The organism is Pseudalkalibacillus sp. A8 (genome assembly GCF_045920555.1).
GTDB lineage: Bacteria > Bacillota > Bacilli > Bacillales > Fictibacillaceae > Pseudalkalibacillus.
Genome location: NZ_CP174509.1, coordinates 666,260 through 689,026, shown reverse-complemented (window position 1 = coordinate 689,026; position 22,767 = coordinate 666,260). Strand labels below are relative to the sequence as shown.

Genomic DNA, 22,767 nt, shown 5'->3' with positions numbered 1-22,767 from the left:
TTTATATGGACTTGTCTTCCTCATAGAGGTGACAAGCTACATAATGATTTTCTTCAACCTCTTGGAACGTTGGAACAACCTTTTTACATACATCCATCACTTTCGGACATCTTGTGTGAAACGGACATCCGGAAGGAGGGTTGGATGGACTTGGCACATCTCCCTGCAGCATCACGCGATCTTTTTCATGATCGACATCCGGTATTGGAACCGCTGACAATAATGCCTGTGTATAAGGGTGCAACGGTTTTTCATACAATTTTTCACTATCTGCCAATTCAGCGATTTTACCTAAGTACATCACTCCCACTCGGTCACTGATGTGACGTACGACCCCAAGGTCATGGGCAATGAAAACGTATGTCAGGTCAAATTCTTTCTGTAAATCTTGAAGTAGATTAAGTACTTGGGCTTGGACAGATACATCCAGCGCTGATACAGGCTCGTCTGCAATGATCAGCTTCGGTTTAACCGCAAGGGCTCGAGCAATCCCGATCCGTTGACGCTGTCCTCCACTGAATTGGTGAGGATATCGTTTTGCGTGGTAGCCACTCAATCCAACCGTTTTAAGTAATTCGACAACTCGCTTTTTACGTTTTTTGCTGTCCTTTTCAATTCCATGGACAAGCATCGGTTCCTCTATGATCTTTTCAACTGTATGACGAGGATTCAGTGAAGCATATGGATCCTGGAACACCATTTGCATATCCCGGCGGATCTTCCGCATTTCCCCGCCCGATAGCTTTGTCAGATCTTTTCCGTTGAAGCGGACTTCACCTTCTGTCGGTTCTAAAAGCTTCAACAGCATTCTTCCAGTTGTGGATTTACCACATCCGCTTTCACCCACTAATCCAAGCGTTTCTCCTTCATTGACTGAGAAAGAGACTCCGTCGACTGCTTTTACTGCCCCGATTTGTTTCCCGAACACGCCACCGGTGATCGGAAAATGCTTTTTCAAGTTGTTAACTTCTAATAATGGCTGTGACATTTTTCGACCCCCCTCCTAGCTGTCATGGAGCCAGCAACGTACGCGGCTTCCATCCTTTTGCTCTTCTAATTGTGGTGTTTCAGTTATACAGCGGTCGAAAGCATGCTCACAGCGTGGTGCAAATGGGCAGCCTTGTGTAATCGATCCAGGCTTGGGTACCGTTCCTGGAATCGAATACAAACGATCTTTCTTCTGACGCATATCAGGAACAGATTGTATAAGCCCAACCGTATAGGGATGCTTCGGCTTTTTGAAGATCGTCTGGACATCTGCCTCTTCAATGACTTTGCCGGCATACATAACGACGATTCGTTCACACATCTCAGCTACAACCCCAAGGTCATGTGTAATCATGATGATCGATGTATCCGTTTCTTTATTCAATCGTTTCATCAAATCGAGAATCTGAGCTTGAATGGTTACATCCAGCGCAGTGGTAGGCTCGTCCGCAATAAGGACCTCCGGCTCACAGACCATGGCCATTGCGATCATGACCCTTTGTCTCATACCTCCTGAAAGCTGATGCGGATAACTGTCCATCAATTCTTCAGCTCGTGGAAGCCCTACCAATTTCATGATTTCGACTGCACGATTCCATGCCTTCTTCTTATTCCATGAATTATGTAGCCGGATCGCTTCGATCAGCTGATTCCCGATTTTATATACTGGATTCAATGATGTCATCGGTTCCTGGAAGATCATCGCGATATCGTTCCCGCGAATTTGCCTCATCCGTTTATCTGTAGCTTTTGTTAAATCTTCCCCTTTGTAAAGGATCTCCCCACCTACTATTTTTCCTGGAGGAGAAGGAACAAGCCCCATTACTGAGAGTGATGTTACGCTTTTCCCGCAACCTGACTCTCCGACAATCCCAAGGACTTCGCCGCGCTTGACATGGAAATCGACATTATCGACAGCGGGCACTTCACCATCATCAGTGAAAAAATAGGTCTTTAAACCCTTAACGTCCAGTACTGGAGCATCCATCCGCCCCACCTCTCTTTCTGTCTATGAACCTTGATGTTTAAAAGTTTACAAAACTGTTACATTTCTGAACGTTTGTTCATAATTATGCCATCACTACACTTGTTTGACAACACGAAAAATTTAGAAAAATCCAAATACACGTCTAATGTACTATTAAACGAATCTCTATAAAATCCTTCTTTATTCCTGTTATTCTTTTAAATAAAGGGCAAATATCCTATTTTCAGTTCCATTTAAATGAAATATTTTCCTATTATAAAAGAGGCTGATATAGGGATACCAGCCTCAATAAATATTACAAACGATTATTCACCTAATGCCTGTACAGTAAACAAATTGTAATAACTGCCCTTTTTCGTCATCAACTCTTCATGGGATCCGATTTCAGAAATAACCCCATCTTCAATCACAACGATTCGATCGGCATGTGTAATCGTAGCTAACCTGTGTGCCACGATGAAAGTAGTCCGGTCATTTGCCAATGTTTGTAACGATTCCTGGATAAGCTGTTCGCTTTCCAAATCCAAAGCAGAAGTTGCTTCATCAAGCACCAGCAAAGGTGGATTTTTCAGAAATACCCTGGCAATCGCAAGCCGCTGCTTCTGTCCTCCAGAAAGCTTGACCCCACGTTCACCGATTTTCGTGTCATAACCTTCTGGAAGTTTTCTGATAAAGTCATGTGCATTCGCTGCTTTTGCAGCCTCTATCATTTCTTCATCTGAGGCATGTGGATTCCCCATCTTGATATTCATACGGACAGATTCACTGAACAAGATATTATCTTGAAGCACCATGCCAATTTGATCTCTTAGCGAACGGACTTGATAGTTACGAATATCTTGCCCATCCAACAAAATCCTGCCACTCGTCACATCATAAAATCTCGGGATCAAACTTACTAAAGAGGATTTACCTCCCCCGCTCATTCCGACAAGGGCGATCGTTTCGCCAGCTTTCACATCAAGCCGGATATCCTTCAAAACAGGCGCTTCATCTTCATTGTATTGGAAAGTAACATGATCGAAGGATACGTTGCCATCGACATGCTTCAGCTTTTTGGCCCCAGGCTTGTCTTCGATATCATATGCTTCATCCATGAAATCAAAAACACGATCCATGGAGGCGATTGCTTGGGTCAATGTCGTAGATGAGTTCACCAATCGTCGTAATGGATTATAAAGGCGATCCATATAGGCAACGAAAGCAACCATCGAACCAACAGTTATTTTACCTGTAATCGCAAAATACCCCGCGACACCGATGACGAGCATCGGTGCAATATCCGTGATCGTATTGACGACGGCAAATGTCCTTGCATTCCATGAAGTATGATCGAGGGCACGATGCAAAAAGTTCGAGTTGCGTACATCGAACTGCTCATGTTCATAATCCTCGATGGCAAAGCTTCTGATCACACTTATACCTTGGACTCGTTCATGCAAGTGACCCTGAACTTCAGCTAGCGCCTGGGAACGATCTTTCGTCAGCCTTCTCAACTTACTGTAAAAGTATTTCACTGACAAAGCATAGAGAGGCAGCAAAGAAATCGCCACAAGCGTAAGCCAGACGTCCATCGTACTCATGATGAGGATGGCTATGACAATCGTGAACATATCGAGCCAAACATTCATCAGACCAGTAATGACAAATGCTTTTGTCTGCTCAACATCATGGATGACCCGAGAAATGATTTCGCCAACTTTTGTATTGGAATAAAACTTCAGGCTGAGCCTTTGGATATGGCTGAAAAGATTGTCGCGTATGTCGTATAAAATTTTACTCGCAGTCCACTGTGCATAATATTGACGGTAATATTCGATTGGCGGCCTTAACACGATAAATACAAAAAAAGCACCGCCCAACACCCAGGACAAGCGAGATAACTTCTCTTCAACACTTATATTTGCATTGACCACATCATCAACGACATATTTTAAGATCAAAGGAATCAACAAAGGAATGCCGAATTTGAAGATTCCGATGATGACTGTCACGATGATCTGCTTGGTATAGGGTCGGACAAACTTCATATATCGCTTTGTACTACTCGTGGTAACCACCTCCAGATGACTTATCTAAGTATAAAGGAGCTGACTAATTTGAAGTGTCAGCCCCTTTCTTAACGGTATTCCAGGAATCGTTCATACCAATTTTCAATGAAGTCAGGCTCAAAGGGCCCCTTTCGTTGGTTGATCATCGAACATAATTCAGCTAAATTCCGTTTCAAGATGTCATTGATTTCTTTTGGGTAATCCATTTCCTTCCGATGGAGAGCAAATTCATCCTCATCCAGGATCGTATAGGTCATATCCGGAAATACTTTTACATCTAAATCGTAATCAATATACTTCAGGGCTTCGTCATCATAAGTAAAAGGAGTCCCTAAATTACAGTAGTAATGAATTCCTTGTTCCCGCAGCATTCCGATGACATTGAACCATTGATCAGCATTGAAATAACAGATCGCAGGCTCTCTTGTCCGCCATTGCCTTCCGTCAGACTCAGTGACTATGATACGGTCATTTCCGCCAATTACTACTGAGGAAGTTCCTTTAAGAACAATCGTTTCTTCCCATACTCGGTGCAGCTGCCCATTATGTTTGTAACTCTGAATCTGAATCGAACTTCCAGTGGTCGGAAAAGACATACGAAACTCCTTCCTTGTATTTTGTATTGCTTAGGTATTTTTTCGCCTTCAAAAAATTTTCTCTTCCTATTATATCCTCTAATCCTGCAAATGAAAATGAATGTGCATTTTAGGAGGACACACTTTCAATACATTCAGGAACATCATTACGAGGGGAGTTCACAATCGTTGGTACGTCGTAGGCCATCATTTCCGAAGCAGAAAATGGTTTCATCATATCGATCAATGCTTCTTTCTCTCCGTCCCATTGAAGCCATCTTGAATAGTCCTCTTTAGGTAAAATAACAGGCATCCGATTGTGGATATCCTCCATCAATTCATTCGGCTTAGTAGTCAGGATCGTGCATGTATGTACCGGCATCCCCTTATCATCCTTCCATTTCTCCCATAACCCTGCAAAGGCGAACGGCTTATCATCTTTCATCTTTATGTATTTCGGTTGTTTATGGTTGCCGTCCTTTTTCCATTCAAAAAAACCATTTGTCGGGATGAGGCATCTCCTTTTATTGAAGGCATGCTTGAAGCTCGGTTTTTCAGGAACTGTCTCCGCCCTGGCATTGATCAACTTGTGACCGATCGATGGATCCCTCGCCCAGAAAGGCACTAATCCCCACTTTAAAAATCCTGCCCTTCGTTTCTCACCGTTTGAAACGATGGCAAGTATTTCTTGAGATGGCGCGATATTATACCGTGGAGGTAAATCAAGCTCTGCTGCGAATTCGTCAATTTCAAACCAATCCATAAGAAGATCGATCTCAGCTGTCAGCGTAAATCTTCCACACATTTTTTTCACCCTTTCCTGTTTCAGTTTAGCCTGACATGGTGGTTCTTTAACCATACTATAGAATACACAGGTTTTGACAAGTCATTTGCGGTAAGGTTTTGTTTCTTCAAAGAAAGTAAAAGGGTTGATAAAGGCTACCATCTGGGAAGGCTAGCTGAAATTCACAACACTCCAGCGGGAAAAGCGAGCCAAGCGAGACCCCATAGCAATTTAAGGATCTTCGACTAACTACCACCACGTCCTGTGGTAAACGTCGAAGCCAGCACATCCTGTGCAAGTGAGTGAGGAGGCTCGCGGATCACCCGCGGAAAGGGAGTGAACTCGCCAAACCAAGCCTACTTAAAAAAGCAAGGAAAAGCACCCCCGACAATGTCGAGAGTGCTTTGTGGAAGGTAACTATTTCTGTTGTTGTTGCTGTTGACCACGTTGTTGAGCTTGCTGGTTTTGACGACGAACTTCTTGAGCGTTAGTCTTCTCACTACCGAATTCAGCAGCGAATTGACCAGCTTGTTGTTGTCCAGCCTGTTGTCCAGCCTGTTGTCCAGCTTGTTGTTGCCCAGCTTGTTGTTGTCCAGCTCTTTGTTGAGCTTGCTGGTTTTGTTGACGAACTTGTTGAGCGTTAGTCATCTCACTACCGAATTCAGCAGCGAATTGTCCAGCTTTTTGTTGACCAGCTTGAGCGTTTTGTTGTTTCACATGCTGAATGTTTGTTCCAGCTTGTGTTTGTTGTCCTGGCTTTTGTTGTTTTGCCATGAGTCTCACCTCCACATGAGTTAATTTAACCATAGAGGGTGTGTGTTATCCGGCAAATTCAAATGTACCATTTACCATACATAATCCCTGATTTGAAGGAAAGATTAAATTCAATACGTACAGGGTAAAAGTACAATAAAGCTATGTACAAGGAGGTAAAATCATGTATGTAGGCAGAGATATGACGGAATTAGCCACGCTGTCGACGGAAGAATGGACAGATAAAGAATTAGCGTTTTTCCATCATTCATTACAGCAAATGACTCCTTATCTGAACACTGAAGGAACTTCAATACATCAAGAGATCATTGAAGAAATCGAAAGACGTGGTGGCTTGCATCGGGATGAAGCGGACTGGAGCCACGGGACACGTCCGAATTACGAATAAAAAAACGGCTGGTTCTGCTCCTGGACCCAGCCTCTTTTGTGTGATATGGCCGGCTTTATGCCTTTTACGACCAAACGATTGCTTCAGATGGTTCTTCTGCACACCATCCAAGTAGCATTCTTCAGCTATTTGAGTATGATTGTCCGCCATCTACGTTCAGAGTCGCTCCTACGACCCAGCTTGCCCGTTCAGACGCTAAAAAGGTCACAACATCCGCGATTTCCTCAACCTTCCCAAAACGGTCGGCTGGGATTTCATCTTTTACGAATTGATTGATTTTCTCTGGATTTTCATCCAGTCTTTTTTGCCAATTACCGGACGGATGAAGAATGGCTCCTGGTGCAATACCGTTTACCCGGATGCCATTTTGGATCGCCTCATCTGCTAAAGCCTTTGTGAAACTGATCAATGCTGCCTTTGAACTATTATAGGTCGGCTTCCCGCCAGATTCCCTGCCATAAATGCTTGAGATATTGATGATGTTACCCTGTTTTTGTTCCTTCATTTTCTGTAAGGCGAGCTTACTGAAATGGACAGCAGAATGAAAATTCAACTCCATTGCTTCTCTGAACTGATCGACGCTTGTTTCCTCAATGCTTCCACCGTTACTGCCGCCTGCATTATTTACAAGGATGTCAATCGAGCCATGATCTACGATGAAGTCTTTGAATATTTTTTCCCTCACATCCCCATCAGTCAAGTCTCCCTGGTAAATCGAAATGCCATCGTATTCCTGTTTAACTTTTTCCAGATCCTCTTTCCCTCTGGCACATATTCCAACCTTTACACCTTCTGCTAATAATCCTTCAGCAATCGCCTTTCCGATCCCTCTCGATCCGCCTGTTACAAGGGCTGTTTTTTCTGTAAGATTCAAGTCCACTAATCATTCTCCTTTCCAAAGTGCAGCTATTTTTTGATGAGGTACAGGTAAAGGGTATGATTGCAACTCCTCTCTCGATACGAGCTTTCCTACATCTATTGAATCGTTAGCCGTAAACGTCCCGGAATAAACAGTGATTTTCCATGTTAAATGGGAAAAGATGTGTTTGAATTCGAGCAACTGGTCGTTTAAATTGGCTTGAATAGGGTATTTTTCTTCTAAGTGGCCTTTGAGCTGATCCTTTTGAGTTAAATTATTTCCGCTCACTGTTTCATGATTTGGAAATTGCCATAGGTTAGCAAGTAATCCAGTTTCTGGCCTTTTTTCAATGAGCGTTTCGCCTTGTTGGTTTTCAAGTAAAGCAACGGCGATATTCAATGTTTTATTTTTGAGCTTTTTCTTTTTGACAGGAAGCTCGGCCTGCAAACCTTCATCGAAAGCTTTACAATATGATTGCACAGGGCAAAGCATACATGCGGGATTTTTCGGTGTACAAATGGTAGCGCCCAATTCCATCAGACCTTGGTTAAAATGAGATGGATTTTCTTTAGATATAAGGATCCGCACAGCCTCTTCAAAGACTTTTCGAGTTTGAGGCTTGGCGATATCTTCATCGATCAATAAAATCCTGGAGAGGACACGCATGACATTGCCGTCGACAGCCGGCTCTGGCAGACCGAATGCAATGCTTGCGATTGCACCAGCTGTATATGGACCGACACCTTTTAATGATTGGATCTCTATCGGACGATTTGGGACGATCCCCTGATATTTTTCTTCTACTTCGCGAACAGCAGCTTGAAGATTCCGTGCACGGGAGTAATAACCTAGGCCTTCCCAAGCCTTAAGCACTTTTTCTTCATCTGCATTCGCAAGTGCAGTGACAGTTGGAAATAATTCCATGAACCGTTCGAAATAAGGGATCACCGTATCTACACGTGTTTGCTGAAGCATGATTTCAGAGACCCAGATTTTATATGGATCTCTTTCCCTTCTCCAAGGCAGGTCTCTACGATCAGCCTCATACCAGGAGAGTAAGTCAGATTGGAAAGCATCTATATCTAAGGTAATATCAAAATTGTCATTTAATTTTATAGGCAACTTTAATCCTCCATCGTGATAGTATATTGAGAATATGCAGGCATAAACGCTGTCTTGTCCTAAACTATACTATAAACTACTGAGGATGATAAAATAATTTAAAGAAAACTTGGCAATGCCAAGCCTTTGGCGGAGGCTGCGCCTTAGTTGTAATATACTTTATTCTAAAGTTTTTCTACTGAGTCGTGTAACTACATCTTAGGAAGTTATACACTTTCTTGAAATATCAATGCTTTATCCATTGAACTTGAATTTTTGGATACACTAAGAATAGAGTGAATCCGATTGTGAAATCGTTTTTCTGAGGAGGCTTCATCAATAGAATGGATACAGGTACACATATAGTAATGGGTATCGGGCTGGGTGGGCTTGCCACCTTGGATCCAGTCATCGCTCAGGATCCCCTCACAACACAAGTTGTTTTAATCGGGACGATCATTGGATCGAATGCCCCCGATTTTGATACCATATTGAAACTGAAAAATAATGCGGTATATTTAAGGAACCATCGCGGCATTACACACTCAATACCGGCAGTAGTGCTTTGGCCGCTCTTGATTGTAGGAGGCCTGGAATTGTTTTTTCCAGGTGCGAACATGCTTCATGCATGGTTATGGACGTTCCTGTCTGTATTCCTGCATGTATTCGTCGATATTTTCAATTCATACGGCACACAAGCGTTGCACCCTTTTTCAAAAAAGTGGATTGCACACGGGATGATCAATATATTTGACCCTTTCATATTCTTTGCGCATATCGTCGGGTTCATCCTTTGGTACCAAGGGTTTGATCCAGGTTACACATTTTTGACGATTTATATCGTGCTGATTGGATATTATATTTGGCGGTACCTTGCAAAAAGGCAAACAATAAAGATGGTCAAAGAGGAAGTACCAGATGCGACGAAGGTCATTGTGTGCCCGACGATAAGATGGGGTCAAAAACACGTAGCTGTCATGAGTCCAGGACAATTCCATGTCATAGAAGTGAAACATGAGAAGCTTACGATTCACGATGAATATGAGCGTAAACCAGTACCGAAAAATCCAATTATAGATGAAGCAGTCAAAGATTCGAATCTTGCTGCATTCCTGTCTTTCTCGCCGGTTTACCGATGGGAAGTCGAAGAAGATAAAGAGGAAAATGGTTATGAAGTCCGGTTCATCGATTTAAGATACCGATCTAAGGGGCACTATCCGTTCGTCGCTGTCGTAAAATTGGATGAAGAGCTCAACATCACCAGTTCTTTTACCGGTTGGGTTTACAGCGAGAAAACGTTACGTCGGAAACTGGATGTTGCTACAACAAATTAGTGTGCAAATAATAAGAGGCTGTTCCGGATCGTCTATCTGGATCAGCCTTTAGTTTTATGAAATCAACGATATATATTTGATCTGCACCGATAAATCAAATCTGCACTGATAAATCATTCGGCCAATACAGGTTTAATGCTTCGGCCCTTTTTTAAGCAAATGCTGGAACTTAGGATTCTCACTGAAATATTCATGGAGTTTGTCCCCAAATCTTGTGATCCACTCACGGACAATCCGCTCAGTCACTTGTTGGCCCTTAAAACTGCGCCCGGCACGTGCCCTGGTCGTTTCAAAATCTTCCCATAAAGCCTCCACCCAGCTTCGCGCTTCTTCATACGTCAAATACGGATTTTTTCTCCTTAATTCTTCAGCTAGATTATGAAAGATTTCTTCCAAAGTGATCTCCCCGTTTCCTATGTTAATAATTCCCCAACATATTGACCGACCGATCATCCCATACTAAAAGTATCGTTTAGAAAGGAGTGTTACCAATGCGAAATAAAGCAAAAAACTTTCCTCATACCATGTCTCCTGACGGCGAAGCCCGTGCGAAAGGAGAATATGCGTCTAAACGAACTGATGGCAAGACCCAGACTCAGCCGCAAGAACGGATGAGTCGATCCAACCGTTCCTAAGCTAGCTACCTTGTGAGGAGGTGTCAACTCATGGCAAAAGACAACCGTGACAGGCTGCATCCTGCCTATGAAGATCCTTTCCAATCACCTCGAGCTAACCCTAAGCACTCGTTCCACCAAGTTAACGGTGAAACTGAACGAAGCTTACACAATCATGTTTTGAAAGTTGAAACACGTAAACGTTCTTAACGTGCTTATTTGAAGGCGTTGACTCATCGTTGTTTGACGGAGCCCTTAAAAAGGCGGCACCGTACACTTTGAGTCACCCTTTTTACTTTTTACTTCTTAGCATAGAAATCGGAAATGCTTCAAGCTCCTTATCATCATTACGGTACCCCCAGGCAAAAACGCCATTCATATAAGAAATTTCAAACGTACTTCCAGGGTCATTTTTGAGCTCGTACACTTCACCTTTTTTGAAATCTGATGGATCAAGCAGATAGCTTTTCGCCATCGCAATTTTCCGTTCGTACACAGCTACTTCATTCACGATACCATGCTGCTCAGCTTTCCGGGCTTTCTCTGTCAGATTTCTGATTTCTTCATGTATTTCAAATTCACTCATCTCACTGAATAATCTACTCATAACTTTACCTCCTGAACTCATTCTAAAGTATATAAAGAAAACTTGGAAAAGCCAAGCTTATGGCAACGGCTGAGCCGTAGTTCCTCGAAAAAGCAAATGCTTTTCCTTCGTGCGGAGTGTGCTTCCGAAGTGAACAGCTTGTGCACTTAAACTTAAGAAATATTTATACTTTATAGTAGAACAATTGTCCCTATTTTGCCATCGAGAAAAGTTATGCTAGCATAATGGAGAATCCGATATCAAGGAGTGTTTCACCATGAAAAATATATTGATAACCGGTGCAGGGACTGGACTTGGTAAAAGCCTGGCTATCCAGTACAGCGCTGAAGGCTGCCATGTCTATCTTGTCGGACGCACATTAAAAACACTTGAAAAGGTTGAAAATATCATTAAAGAAGCTGGCGGCAATGCAACGGCTATCGTATGTGATATCACTGCCCACAAGGAAGTCCAAAGAACAATCCAGTCACTCTTAAAATTAACGAAAATTGACGTCCTCATCAACAATGCAGGTACGGGCTGCTTTGGTCCACTGGATTCTTACACGAATGAAGAAATCGATCAAGTCATAGCTACGAACGTGAAAGGGACGATCAATATTACGAGAGCTGTAGTTCCTGTATTCGTAGATCATGGTGAAGGCCAAATACTTAATATCATTTCCACAGCGGGATTAAGGGGCAAGAAAAACGAATCCGTGTATGTTGCAAGCAAATTTGCTGTCAGAGGATTTACAGAAAGTCTGATCAAAGAGTTTGAAGAAACCGCCATCAAGGTGACGGCAGTCTATATGGGCGGCATGGATACACCATTTTGGGATGAAACTGATCACATCCAAGATCGCTCTCGTCTAAAAAGCCCGGATGAAGTAGCCAAGCTTATTGTTGAACAGAATTCCGGCCAAGCAGAAATTTTTATTGATCGTTGAAGTCCTGGTTTTCATTCAGCCATTCCTCAATCAATTCAATTGGAAAACCTTTACGATAAAGGGACTGTTTCATTTTCTGTTTGTATTCCCAGCCAGTGAATTTGCTGTATTTTCGGTGCGCCTTTTGAGCTTGCATTTCCAACGCTTCCCTTTCCTCTTCTTCATCTTTATCAAGGGAGGCTTTTTCAATGGCTTGTTCAATTACACTCCACGAAAAACCCTTCTGCTGTAAAACTTGAGCGAGCTTCTGCTTAAGTGCATTTTCGCTCAGCTTTTTGTATTGCTTCGCTTTTTTCTGTACTAGATTCGTCGCTTCCTCGATCTGTTCATCATGCGGGTAAATCGTCAATGCTTCCTCAATGATTTTTTCGTCCACCCCTTTTTGATTAAGCTCCTGTTTCAGCGCTTTCGGCCCCTTTTTTGTAATCGAAATCTTACTGCGGATGAACATTTTTGCAAAATCAAGGTCATTCAAGTACCCCATCACTTGCAACCGCTCTATCACTGCTTTTCTAGTGACAGGATCAAATTCTTTTTTCAACAGGAACCGATCGACCTCCTCAATCGATCTCATTCGGAATGACAAGAAATGCATCGCACTATTCAAACCTTTGCTGAACTGGTCTTCCACTAGAAGCTCTTCTATCTGTTCGTCCGTCAGCTCCATACCCTTTCGGATGCCTGATTTTATGTACACTTCCTCATCAATGCCAAAACCGAATTCTTCCCCATTGCCACGATCTATATAGACATTGAACCGGCTTTTGTTTTTCTTCTGGACTGTGATCTTTGCTATTTTCATTTGGATCACCTCATTCATATTTTATCATATCCATTGATTAACCTGTTTTAAAAAGGGAAAACACAAACTGTAGAGAAATATTTTAGTAACAGGTGAGGGAGGAATGGAGATGAAAATCGCCATCTCAGGTGGTTCTGGATTTGTAGGACAAGCGTTGACTGATCATTTTACTTCAAAAGGGCATGACGTCTATATTTTGACACGGAGTCCTGACGGGAAGCCGGAAAAAGAAAGAGTCACCTATATAAAATGGCTTTCGGATGATCATCAATTAGACGAACTCCCGTTTCTTGATGCCGTCGTCAACCTCGCTGGTGAATCAATCAACGGAAGATGGACAGAAGAAAAGAAAGAAAAAATCCTATCGAGTCGAATCCAGGCAACCCGTTCGACTTTGGATCTGATCAAGCAGCAGGGAATGAAGCCTGATGTATTGATCAATGCCTCAGCTGTCGGTTATTACGGCACCTCCAAAACAGACAAATTCGATGAGTGGTCAGAAGAGCCGGGTAATGGCTTCCTGGCTGAAGTGACAAGACAATGGGAAAATGAAGCATTGAAAGCAAATGATTATGGCTTACGAGTCGTTTGTACAAGATTCGGTCTCATACTTGATAAAGATGAAGGTGCATTACCACGTATGGCCCTTCCATATAAGCTTTATGGCGGAGGTCCGATTGGTTCAGGTGAACAGTGGTATTCATGGATCCATATCCGTGATATTGTCGGAATCATTGATTTTGCAATTAAAAACCCGCAAATCGAAGGTGCTTTAAATGCAACATCACCCCACCCTGTCCAGATGGATGATTTCGGTAGACTTCTCGGACGCAGTTTGAATCGTCCCCATTGGTTTCCGCTGCCTGGTTTTGTACTACGTACCACATTAGGCGAAATGAGCTCTTTGATCCTGGAAGGACAAAAGGTTTATCCACAGAAAGCACTTGATCATGAATATAAATTCAACTACCCGACCCTTTCATCTGCTTTGAACGCAATTTATGAACAATAAAGAAAACTTGGCGAGGCCAAGGCTTTTGAAGGTCGAGTCTTAGTTACCCTTATATTGAAGAAAGTATTTTATACTTTCTTAAAATATAAAATATCTTCCTCTAGAGGCATGTTAAAGCTATACTTGATTTTAAAAGCCACTGTCCCTGAGCCATTAGAAGGCGCGGGTTAAGCTATAATTGAATATACTGGATCTGAAGACTAAGTTGGAAAAAATGTCACGCGATCCATTCGTTCAGTGAATAGGAAGAGGTATAGCATGAAAACGTTATTCAAAAATGCAATTTTATATCCCGTTACATCTCCCCCATTTCAAGGGGATCTTTTGATTGAGGACGGGAAAATCAAAAATATAGCAGCCAAGATCAACAGCGATCGCTACACAAAAGTGATTGACGCCTCTGGTATGCACTTGCTGCCTGGTTTCATTGATGTACATACCCATCTCGGGCTATATGATGAAGGAACAGGCTGGGCTGGAAACGATGCGAATGAAACACACGAGCCCCTCACACCCCATATCAGGGCAATCGATGGCGTACATCCATTAGACATCGCGTTTAACGATGCGATCAAATTCGGAATCACCACAGCGCACGTCATGCCTGGCAGTCAGAATATCATCGGCGGGCAGACTGCTGTCATAAAAACATACGGCAAAAACATCCAAAAGATGATCGTGAAAGATAAAGCAGGCTTGAAAATTGCACTCGGTGAGAACCCGAAACGGATTCACAGCGGTCGTCATAACGACTCTATCACCCGTATGGGGATCATGGGCATGCTGCGGGAAGAGTTTTATAAAGCAATCAATACGGATAATCCTGAATGCCTGAGGACTGCCCCGATCATTTCCGTTTTGAAACGTGAGATGCCAGTACGAATCCACGCCCACCGTGCGGACGATATTCTATCTGCAATCCGATTCGCGGATGAATTTGAGCTGGATTTACGGATCGAGCATTGTACCGAAGGGCATCTGGTCGCTTCAGAACTCATTGACCGCAATTTACAAGTATCAGTTGGGCCTACCCTGACACGAAAGTCGAAGATCGAATTGAAAAACAAATCATGGCAGACCTATAAAGTTCTGACTGATCACGGTGTGTCAGTATCGATCACAACAGATCATCCATATACACCGATCCAATATTTAAATGTGTGCGCAGCAATAGCGGTCCGTGAAGGGTTATCTGTTGAGAATGCGCTAGCGGGAATCACGATCAATCCAGCAAAAAACCTTGGCATTGACGACAGGGTTGGAAGTTTAGAGATCGGAAAAGACGCAGACATCACGTTATGGAACGACCATCCTTTCCATTTTTCAGCCTTACCGAATTTGACAATGATCGCAGGCAATATCGTATACAAGAAATTCAGTTGAAGATAACGATAAAAAACGTATTTCCAGCAAGGTCTAAACACTTGTCCAATTTTCGGTTGCAAGCGAACGATTTTTGATCGAAATGCATACGATATAGGGACAAGTACCCTCGATATAAAAAGACGAATATTAACAAAAAATATTGGTTCCATTTTTGAGATAAATCGATTATTATATGTTTATAAAGACGTGGTGAAGCCATGACGCGCGTGGGCTGAGCCGTACTAGCATTTATAGGATTTTGGAATCAAAAAAACAAAATATTCAAAGGTAAGGGAAGGCAATTGGTGCGCCACCAGTACATCTGGTCTTAGTGGGTTCGATTCCCACCCCGAATTAGAAATTTTAATTCGAGGGTAGGAGTCGACTGCCCTCTTTGGGAGGATGTATAAAATGTTAAAGAAACGTGATCTAAACGAATGTCATGTTCTTTATGAGTTGATGGCAGACCCTGCTGTCTTCCCTTTTGTGCGCCACAAAGCTGGTTCTGTCGAAGAGTTCATCTTTTTGACAAAACAGACATTGGAAGCAGAAGAGAATGGGGAACTGATTTCTAGAACGATTTTAGATGAATGGGGTAACCCGATCGGTACGATCAATCTGTTCGACATTCAGGATAACTGTGGTTTTTTAGGAACGTGGATCGGCAAACCACACCACGGAAAAGGCTATAATCAACTGGCGAAGGAATTATTTTTCAATGAGCTTTTCTTTGAAAAAAATATCCAAACAATCTTCATGCGGATCCGGAAAACGAATCCTCGATCAGAACGTGCGGCATTGAAGATTCCATATGTTTCGCTTGCGAACGAAACACGTCAAGACATCTATCAACAACTGAATGCTGTAGAAGATGTGTATAACCTTTTTCAAATTGAACGCGATACTTATTATATGTATACAGCACGCCATTCTTCTCTTGTTGAAGAAGCGATGGAAGCTTGAACGTTATTTAAAAGCCTGGCCCGAGTTGGGCCGGGTTTTTTGATGATCAGATGTTAGTCGGGACTGGTTAGAGGGATTTGTGGATTAAATACGCGGGTATAACTAAAAATTGCGTTAATAACTGTTGGAGATACGAGATACTTGGATTCCCGACAGTTATACACATGTGGATGACTACATTTTTTCACACGTTTACCCTTTCTTTCCTCTTATAGTTCACAGGAATTTGCGCATCATAATAAACGAGAGGTCATCCTCTCACCATTTGTCTAAGGAGGGTTCACTCATGGGAAAAGACAAACGTTCTCGCAACCAAGCACAGAACAAACAAAACATCGCACCTGATGGTCGTGATGTTGAGTTTTCCCAAGAGCTTGCCGACTCTGAGGATCTGCAAGCGCAGGAAAGAGCAAGAGCGGCTGATCGTCGCGCAAGACGTAAGTAACCTCTGCAAGACTGAACAGGAGACTTGTCCCTTCCCCGGCAAGTCTCCTTTGTTTTTTTGTGATTTCACTTGTGGATAAGTGTATAACTAAATATCATATATGTGGATAATGTGCATAAAACAGTGAATAACTTGTCAGACCTCATATCAATTTATCCTAATTTTGTGGATAAACTGTTGATTACTACGATAGCGTGCCAGGCACCGATTCAGAAACCTTGAGCCTCAAGGAGTCCAGATCGGTGCCTGGCACTTGTATGTTACTTTCTCACTAATGTGGCGACGACTTCGACGTGGGCTGTATGCGGAAACATATCCACAGGTTGCAGTCGTTCGATTTTAAATCCACGTTCAGCCAAATAATCCACATCCTTTGCCAAGGTGGATGGATTGCACGAGACATATACCATCCGTTTCGGTTGGACTTTTGCTACCGTCTTCAAAAAGGCCATATCGCATCCAGTTCTCGGTGGATCAACGACGATGACGTTGGGTTTCCAGCCTTCCTTCAACCATTTCGGCAGCAGGTCCTCAGCTTTACCCGTTACGTAAGTGGCATTGTTGATTCCTTGACGGGCAGCATTTTCATTAGCATCCTTAATCGATTCTTCAATGACATCCATGCCGCGTATCTCTCCTGCACGTTCTGAAAGCCATAGACCGATCGTCCCTACACCGCAGTAAGCATCGACCACCTTCTCTTCACCTGTAAGTTTTGCCGCTCTCCGTGTTTCGTTATAAAGTTTGACTGTCTGGACAGGATTCAATTGAAAGAATGCTCTTGCGGACAATTCGAACGATAGATCACCTAACGTTTCTTGAATCGTTTGATCACCTTCTAAATGGATCGTTTCATCTCCAAAGATCAGTGAGGTTTTCTGGCCATTGATGTTTTGGAGAATGGACGTGACTTCAGGTAGCTGCTTCTTCATTTCTTTTATAAGCAAATCCTTTTTCGGGATCTCCCGCTGAGCCGTAATCAATACTACCTGAACCTTCTCTGTCTTAAAACTTACCCTGGTCACAATGGTCCTTATAATCCCCGAACGTTTCCGCTCATTATAAATCGAAATGTTCAAGTCCTCTAATATCTTTTTAACGGTATTGGTAACACTCGTTGTTTGTGGATGCTGAACCATACAATTAGATAGATCGATCAGTTTATGGGAGCCGAGTCCATACAGTCCTGCCAGCACACTTGCACCCTTTTTAGCAACCTGGAACTGACTTTTATTTCTGTAATTCCAAGGATCTTCCATACCGATCGTATCTTTCAAAGGCAGGTGATGAGCGTCGAAATCAGTATATCGGTCGAATGCTTGCCGCACGATGTCTTTCTTTTCTCTCAACTGTGCTTCATAGCGTAAATGCTGAAGCTGGCAGCCGCCGCATTGGTCATAGATCGGACAGGGCGGTTTGACACGGTCCTTCGATCTCTTTTTAATCGACACCATTTCAGCTTCAATCCGGTTCGGTAATGGCTTCGTCACTTTAGCGATCACTTCTTCCCCCGGTAGCGCTCCTGTTACGAAGGTAACCTTTTTATTGTAAAAACCGATGCCCTCTCCATTGATCCCAAGTCGTTTGATGGCTAACCGGATGATATCTCCTGCTTTCAGCTTTGTTTCGGTTGCTTTCATACTTACACTCCGTCCTTTTATAATCGGCCTTATTATATCACGGTTCCAACAGAAAAAGACAACCTCCGATATGACATCAAAGGCTGCCTTCTGTTATTTAGTTGGCAATTGGGTTGGGAATACGGTCGTTCGCTACAAGATGATCTAAGCTTTTAAAGGAATACCCTTGCTTCCTCAAGTCATCGATCACCTTACCGAGTGCTTCCGCATTGTCTTTCGAAACCGAATGCAGCAATAAAATCGATCCCGGATGAATTTGTTTCATAATGCTTCGGTATGCATAATCAGCACCTTTTTGCTGATTCGTCACCCAGTCCATATAGGCGAGTGACCAGAATACATTGATATAGCCTTCTTTTTCAGATAGGGCTAAGGTACGTTCGCTAAAAACGCCCCGTGGCGGCCGTAGGTACATCATATCGTTCCGTCCTGTGAGTTCCTGGTATTTATTTTTTACCTTTTGTAGCTCTTGCTTCAGACGTTCATCGCTTACAGCCGTTAGATCAGGATGGTGCCACGAATGGTTTCCGACGATATGTCCTTCCTCCACCATCCGTTTCACAAGTTCTGATTGATCATTAAGATAATGGCCTGTTACGAAAAATGCTGCCGGTACCTTTTTTTCCTTTAATACATCCAATACCTTTACCGTGTATCCATTTTCATAACCGTTATCAAATGTGAGATAAAGGTTTTTCTCACGTGTATCCCCGATATAATAACCATTGTATTTTTCCAGGAGATCGATGAATTTCTGATCAGTTGTAGCTGGCTGCTGATCCTTGCCCCTCTTAAAGAACCAATCATGCTTCTGGTTCGAATAAGCAAAAGTATCAAACGGAACAGATAAAATAAAGCTTAATATCAATATCAATATTGCAAACTTCTTCAACAGCACTCGACTCCTTTTTCTCATCCTTAGTCTTAGTTTGAATGAAGAGGATGTATCCATACGAGGAATCGATTACCATTTCATGTGTACCAGGCACCATTTCAAACCCCAACAACCGCAAGGTTTCCGCTTCAGTGCCAGGCACCGATTGAGAACTTACAGCGCCAAGGCTTTCTAATCGGTGCCTGGTACACTAAATGGTACACTAAATCAAAAAGCCGGGGTGGGTCCCCGACTTTTACGATATACATTTTATTTGAATACTGGGTCTTTGAATTGGGCCAGCTTTTCTAATGATGATTTTTCTACATCGTGGTGCAAGCTGTTCCCGTGTGAATCCATGGTCACGACCGCTGTGAAGCCTTCTACCTGCAAGTGCCACATCGCTTCTGGGATACCGAATTCGAGAAGATCGACTCCGTCTACCTTTTTGATGCACTCTGCATAATATTGCGCGGCACCGCCGATTGCATTCAAGTAGACCCCGCCGTGCTCTTCCAATGCCTTCAGGGTCTTCGGCCCCATGCCACCTTTTCCGATGACTGCACGGATGCCAAATTTCTTCATGATGTCACCCTGATAAGGCTCTTCACGGATACTTGTCGTTGGTCCTGCAGCTTTGACATGATATTCTCCGTTCGTATCCTTCATGATGACCGGACCGCAGTGATAGATGATCTGACCGTCGAGATCGATAGGTGCATCATTGCTAATCAGGTGTTTATGGATCGCGTCACGGCCAGTATGCATTACACCGTTGATACGCACGACATCACCGACTCGCAATTCACGGATTTTTTCTTCCGTAATAGGTGCTTCAAGTACGACCTCGCGAACTTCCTTCGTCTCATCAAGAGCCGCTGCAGCTTTTTCCATCTCTTTTTTGAAATCGACCTTTTCACCGTCCTGGTAGAACCATTCCAAAATCTCACCCGTGTTCGGATCAAGCTTGAATCCGAGGCGACGATACGCCCAGCAGTTGTAAGCGACAGATACGAAGAAGCTTGCAGGAATACGGTTCATGACGCCGACTTTACAACCTAGAAGGGTCGTCTCTCCTCCAAAGCCCATTGTGCCGATACCAAGCTCATTGGCGTTATCCATCACGTATTCTTCAAGCTTACGAAGATCTTCATTCGGATTGACATCTTCTACAGACCGGAAGAGCTGCTCTTTAGCGAGCTCGTAACCTGAAGTACGGTCACCGCCGATTCCGACTCCGATAAAGCCTGCGCTGCACCCTTGCCCTTGCGCTTGATAGACAGAATGCATGATACACTTACGGATCCCATCCAGGTCACGGCCAGCGCGTCCAAGTCCTTCTAATTCAGTCGGTAGGCTGTATTGGATATTCTTATTTTCACAGCCGCCACCCTTCAGAATCAACCGTGCATCGATGTAATCCTTTTCCCACTGCTCGAACTTGATGACAGGCGTCCCTGGTCCAAGATTGTCACCGCTGTTCGCACCAGTCAAAGAATCGACCGAGTTGGGGCGAAGCTTCGTATCATCTGTCGCTTGCTTGATCGCTTCAAGAATAGCTTCCTTGATTTTCAGCTGGTTCACACCAACCGGTACTTTCACCTTGAATGTCGGCAAACCTGTATCCTGACAGATTGGCGAAACATTCTCATCAGCCTTTAAAATATTTTCACTGATCGTATCGAGGGACATCGCTGCACGAGTCCCTGCATTTTCTTGGGCTTTTGCTTTAGCAATCGCGCGACGTACGTCCTTCGGTAAATTGGTTGACGTTTCAACAATCAATTCATACATACTGTCTTTCAGTTTTTCCATTTCCCCAGTGTCCCCTTTATGAAGATTTTCACACAAGATGAAGGGCTCCTCTTCCCCAACATCCTGGTGGAATAATGAATTTTAGAAAGGCTCTGTTAAAGTTCATTGTTTATATATGCAAAATTCACTCCCTTTCCGGGAGTGTCGCGAATTTCGCTTCAGAAAATTTTTTGAAAAAATCAACATTACTATTTAACAAAGGCCTTCAGAAAATAACACATTGAAAGCGGAAACATAATATATTAAACATATTTCCAGTATAACAAATCGTTCAGCTAAATTCTTTATATATCAACTATTCCTCCCAGTTATGGCGGAATTGTTTACATTTCTGTTCAAGTTCATCCAACATGGCGATGATCCGATCGATTTCTTCGATTCCAGCGGTTTCAGGATCGATCGTATCCAATACTTTAAGTAGCATGTCGATTCTGTTTTGGATATAATCCATTTGTGATGATTTATCGTTTACGGCATTACCCATTAAAAGATCTCCTTTCTTTTTCCTTTAATATGATAACAGATTTTTGCAAAGTGTTGGGATTTACCCGTCTTTACTATTGCTTTACAAAAGTAAGTCAAAACCTTACACTAAAAGTAATAGAATGGATTTAAACTCAATTCGAGGTGATGTTTGATGAATTATGAAAGCATGTGCCCGAAATACGAAGCGGCAATCGAAATCATCGGCAAAAAGTGGACAGGTCTGATCATTCGTGTTTTGCTTTCTGGGCCTAAACGATTTAAAGATATAAAAAAACAAATTCCTGATATGAGTGACAGAATGCTGACAGAACGAATGAAAGAGCTTGAAGCTGTCGGCATCGTAAATCGTGAGGTCTATCCAGAAACACCTGTACGAATCGAATACACGCTGACCGATAAAGGTATTTCACTAAAGAATGTCATCAGTGAAATCCAGCGTTGGAGTGATGACTGGGTGGAAATGGAACAAACAAATGGTAGATAAAAGGGGCGACTTTTAAGTGTCAGCCCCTTTATTTTGTGCTTGTTTACCTTTTAGTTTGTCATATTGAACCTGAGGGAAATGTAATCCTGAACTGGGATCCAAGCTCCGATTCCTTGATGGGTCACATTCTTCACTTCAATACTCTTCTTGCTTCCCTTCAGATTGATGAACACTTCGCCGTAAGTGACTCTTCCTTTTTCATTTATAGCAGGAACGTATCCATACAAGTATCCGACCTTCTTTGGCGGTATGTTATAAACGTTCTCTTTCTTCGTTCCTCTTCCAATGATCGTCGTGAATGAAAGAGGAAGGCCTGTTTTTTGCGAAGCCTTGATCATCATCATCTTCTGGACATCCTCAGGACTCTCAATCTGAGCCGTTAAACCCCCAGATACCTTCTTTTCATTTTCTTGATTGAATTGCAGTTGAGAAACCGTTTTACCACCACGGTTATTCAATTGGTTGATATTCACCTTCTGATATTCCCAATTCACATTCGTCTCTGCTGACTCATAATTCAATGGCCATTGACCTAAATAGATTTTTGCACGATAACCAATCGCAGCTTTTGAAGGTGAAATACTGGATTCATTAAAGAGACGGATAAGTTCCGGATTCTCGATTTTTATATCGGTTGTCGAGAACATTTCCTCTGTCAGCTGACTTGGTTGTAAATCAGGTAAGTCTTGTGTTGCATTTGGATATGTGTTTTCTTTTGAAATCGACACAGTCGAATTCGGAATCGTCATCCTCTCGGAACTCTTCGTTTTTTCAGCGGATAATGCCTGATCCGGCAATAGTAACAGCCCTAAGCAGGCGATCAAAATACCCAACTTTCTCATCGGACATGCTCCTTTCTTACCCTTATTTTTTTCCACTCGGGATAAAATC

Annotated in this window: 26 protein-coding genes; 10 read left to right on the top strand and 16 right to left on the bottom strand. The window is 42.8% G+C overall.

Annotation, left to right across the window (positions count from 1 at the left end; translation table 11 throughout):
* Nucleotide 1 precedes the first annotated feature (1 nt).
* The 6 genes from ACJROX_RS03640 to ACJROX_RS03615 all read right to left on the bottom strand — a co-directional run bounded on the left by ACJROX_RS03640 (nt 2) and on the right by ACJROX_RS03615 (nt 6,159).
* Nucleotides 2-988, bottom strand: a complete 987-nt coding sequence (locus ACJROX_RS03640; protein ID WP_408009425.1) for an ABC transporter ATP-binding protein — start codon at nt 986-988, stop codon at nt 2-4.
* Between the two features lie 15 nt (nt 989-1,003).
* The gene (locus ACJROX_RS03635; RefSeq protein WP_408009424.1) at nt 1,004-1,975 is read right to left on the bottom strand and encodes an ABC transporter ATP-binding protein; all 972 of its coding nucleotides are present in this window, start codon (nt 1,973-1,975) and stop codon (nt 1,004-1,006) included.
* A gap of 305 nt (nt 1,976-2,280) precedes the next feature.
* A complete protein-coding gene (locus ACJROX_RS03630) occupies nt 2,281-4,005 on the bottom strand; it encodes an ABC transporter ATP-binding protein (protein ID WP_408009423.1) in 1,725 nt (574 codons plus the stop codon).
* Nucleotides 4,006-4,094: 89 nt separating this feature from the next.
* Nucleotides 4,095-4,622: a DUF402 domain-containing protein gene (locus ACJROX_RS03625; protein ID WP_408009422.1), complete on the bottom strand. Its 528-nt coding sequence runs from the start codon at nt 4,620-4,622 to the stop codon at nt 4,095-4,097.
* Nucleotides 4,623-4,731: 109 nt separating this feature from the next.
* Complete coding sequence (locus tag ACJROX_RS03620; RefSeq protein ID WP_408009421.1) at nt 4,732-5,406, bottom strand: SOS response-associated peptidase; 675 nt, start codon at nt 5,404-5,406, stop codon at nt 4,732-4,734.
* 396 nt (nt 5,407-5,802) lie between these two features.
* Nucleotides 5,803-6,159: a gamma-type small acid-soluble spore protein gene (locus tag ACJROX_RS03615; protein ID WP_408009420.1), complete on the bottom strand. Its 357-nt coding sequence runs from the start codon at nt 6,157-6,159 to the stop codon at nt 5,803-5,805.
* Between the two features lie 163 nt (nt 6,160-6,322).
* Between ACJROX_RS03615 and ACJROX_RS03610 the strand changes: the two genes are divergently transcribed.
* Nucleotides 6,323-6,547: a hypothetical protein gene (locus ACJROX_RS03610; protein WP_408009419.1), complete on the top strand. Its 225-nt coding sequence runs from the start codon at nt 6,323-6,325 to the stop codon at nt 6,545-6,547.
* Between the two features lie 121 nt (nt 6,548-6,668).
* Here the strand turns inward: ACJROX_RS03610 and ACJROX_RS03605 are convergent, their stop codons facing one another.
* Both ACJROX_RS03605 and mutY read right to left on the bottom strand, forming a co-directional pair.
* On the bottom strand, nt 6,669-7,427 hold the full coding sequence (locus tag ACJROX_RS03605; RefSeq protein WP_408009418.1) for an SDR family NAD(P)-dependent oxidoreductase: 759 nt from the start codon (nt 7,425-7,427) through the stop codon (nt 6,669-6,671).
* A gap of 3 nt (nt 7,428-7,430) precedes the next feature.
* Nucleotides 7,431-8,522: an A/G-specific adenine glycosylase gene (mutY, locus tag ACJROX_RS03600; protein WP_408011566.1), complete on the bottom strand. Its 1,092-nt coding sequence runs from the start codon at nt 8,520-8,522 to the stop codon at nt 7,431-7,433.
* A 329-nt stretch (nt 8,523-8,851) separates the two neighbouring features.
* Here mutY and ACJROX_RS03595 point away from each other — a divergent pair, with 329 nt between their 5' ends.
* Nucleotides 8,852-9,841 (top strand): metal-dependent hydrolase, encoded by a 990-nt coding sequence (locus ACJROX_RS03595; protein ID WP_408009417.1) that lies wholly within the window; start codon nt 8,852-8,854, stop codon nt 9,839-9,841.
* 132 nt (nt 9,842-9,973) lie between these two features.
* On the opposite strand, the gene ACJROX_RS03590 is transcribed toward ACJROX_RS03595, so the two are convergent.
* On the bottom strand, nt 9,974-10,237 hold the full coding sequence (locus ACJROX_RS03590) for a YfhJ family protein (protein ID WP_408009416.1): 264 nt from the start codon (nt 10,235-10,237) through the stop codon (nt 9,974-9,976).
* Nucleotides 10,238-10,332: 95 nt separating this feature from the next.
* Between ACJROX_RS03590 and ACJROX_RS03585 the strand changes: the two genes are divergently transcribed.
* Nucleotides 10,333-10,476 carry a small, acid-soluble spore protein K gene (locus ACJROX_RS03585; RefSeq protein WP_221568559.1) on the top strand — a complete coding sequence of 48 codons (144 nt, stop codon included), beginning with the start codon at nt 10,333-10,335 and terminating at the stop codon, nt 10,474-10,476.
* Nucleotides 10,477-10,506: 30 nt separating this feature from the next.
* Nucleotides 10,507-10,665 (top strand): YpzG family protein, encoded by a 159-nt coding sequence (locus ACJROX_RS03580; protein WP_221568558.1) that lies wholly within the window; start codon nt 10,507-10,509, stop codon nt 10,663-10,665.
* An 82-nt stretch (nt 10,666-10,747) separates the two neighbouring features.
* Here ACJROX_RS03580 and ACJROX_RS03575 read toward each other — a convergent pair whose 3' ends face one another.
* Nucleotides 10,748-11,062, bottom strand: coding sequence for a YfhH family protein (locus tag ACJROX_RS03575; protein ID WP_408009415.1), 315 nt, complete (start codon nt 11,060-11,062; stop codon nt 10,748-10,750).
* Between the two features lie 256 nt (nt 11,063-11,318).
* On the opposite strand from ACJROX_RS03575, the gene ACJROX_RS03570 reads away from it, so the two are divergent.
* Entirely contained in the window at nt 11,319-11,990 is a 672-nt protein-coding gene (locus ACJROX_RS03570; RefSeq protein WP_408009414.1) for an SDR family NAD(P)-dependent oxidoreductase, read from the top strand.
* Here the strand turns inward: ACJROX_RS03570 and recX are convergent.
* Entirely contained in the window at nt 11,977-12,792 is an 816-nt protein-coding gene (gene recX, locus ACJROX_RS03565) for a recombination regulator RecX (RefSeq protein ID WP_408009413.1), read from the bottom strand. The two genes, ACJROX_RS03570 and recX, sit on opposite strands and share 14 nt — an antisense overlap.
* A 109-nt stretch (nt 12,793-12,901) precedes the next feature.
* Here recX and ACJROX_RS03560 point away from each other — a divergent pair, with 109 nt between their 5' ends.
* The 4 genes from ACJROX_RS03560 to ACJROX_RS03545 all read left to right on the top strand — a co-directional run bounded on the left by ACJROX_RS03560 (nt 12,902) and on the right by ACJROX_RS03545 (nt 16,577).
* On the top strand, nt 12,902-13,804 hold the full coding sequence (locus ACJROX_RS03560) for a TIGR01777 family oxidoreductase (RefSeq protein WP_408009412.1): 903 nt from the start codon (nt 12,902-12,904) through the stop codon (nt 13,802-13,804).
* Between the two features lie 258 nt (nt 13,805-14,062).
* A complete protein-coding gene (locus tag ACJROX_RS03555) occupies nt 14,063-15,187 on the top strand; it encodes an amidohydrolase (protein WP_408009411.1) in 1,125 nt (374 codons plus the stop codon).
* Nucleotides 15,188-15,580: 393 nt separating this feature from the next.
* Entirely contained in the window at nt 15,581-16,132 is a 552-nt protein-coding gene (locus tag ACJROX_RS03550) for a GNAT family N-acetyltransferase (RefSeq protein WP_408009410.1), read from the top strand.
* Between the two features lie 286 nt (nt 16,133-16,418).
* The gene (locus tag ACJROX_RS03545) at nt 16,419-16,577 is read left to right on the top strand and encodes a YfhD family protein (protein ID WP_408009409.1); all 159 of its coding nucleotides are present in this window, start codon (nt 16,419-16,421) and stop codon (nt 16,575-16,577) included.
* A gap of 260 nt (nt 16,578-16,837) precedes the next feature.
* On the opposite strand, the gene rlmD is transcribed toward ACJROX_RS03545, so the two are convergent.
* The 4 genes from rlmD to ACJROX_RS03525 form a co-directional block, all read right to left on the bottom strand.
* Nucleotides 16,838-18,217, bottom strand: coding sequence for a 23S rRNA (uracil(1939)-C(5))-methyltransferase RlmD (gene rlmD, locus ACJROX_RS03540; protein ID WP_408009408.1), 1,380 nt, complete (start codon nt 18,215-18,217; stop codon nt 16,838-16,840).
* Between the two features lie 97 nt (nt 18,218-18,314).
* The gene (pdaA, locus tag ACJROX_RS03535; RefSeq protein ID WP_408009407.1) at nt 18,315-19,109 is read right to left on the bottom strand and encodes a delta-lactam-biosynthetic de-N-acetylase; all 795 of its coding nucleotides are present in this window, start codon (nt 19,107-19,109) and stop codon (nt 18,315-18,317) included.
* 252 nt (nt 19,110-19,361) lie between these two features.
* On the bottom strand, nt 19,362-20,906 hold the full coding sequence (locus tag ACJROX_RS03530) for a fumarate hydratase (protein ID WP_408009406.1): 1,545 nt from the start codon (nt 20,904-20,906) through the stop codon (nt 19,362-19,364).
* 295 nt (nt 20,907-21,201) lie between these two features.
* On the bottom strand, nt 21,202-21,390 hold the full coding sequence (locus ACJROX_RS03525; RefSeq protein WP_408009405.1) for an SE1561 family protein: 189 nt from the start codon (nt 21,388-21,390) through the stop codon (nt 21,202-21,204).
* Between the two features lie 153 nt (nt 21,391-21,543).
* Here ACJROX_RS03525 and ACJROX_RS03520 point away from each other — a divergent pair, with 153 nt between their 5' ends.
* On the top strand, nt 21,544-21,876 hold the full coding sequence (locus tag ACJROX_RS03520; RefSeq protein ID WP_408009404.1) for a winged helix-turn-helix transcriptional regulator: 333 nt from the start codon (nt 21,544-21,546) through the stop codon (nt 21,874-21,876).
* 50 nt (nt 21,877-21,926) lie between these two features.
* Here ACJROX_RS03520 and ACJROX_RS03515 read toward each other — a convergent pair whose 3' ends face one another.
* Nucleotides 21,927-22,718, bottom strand: a complete 792-nt coding sequence (locus ACJROX_RS03515; RefSeq protein ID WP_408009403.1) for a YfkD family protein — start codon at nt 22,716-22,718, stop codon at nt 21,927-21,929.
* Nucleotides 22,719-22,767: the final 49 nt, after the last annotated feature.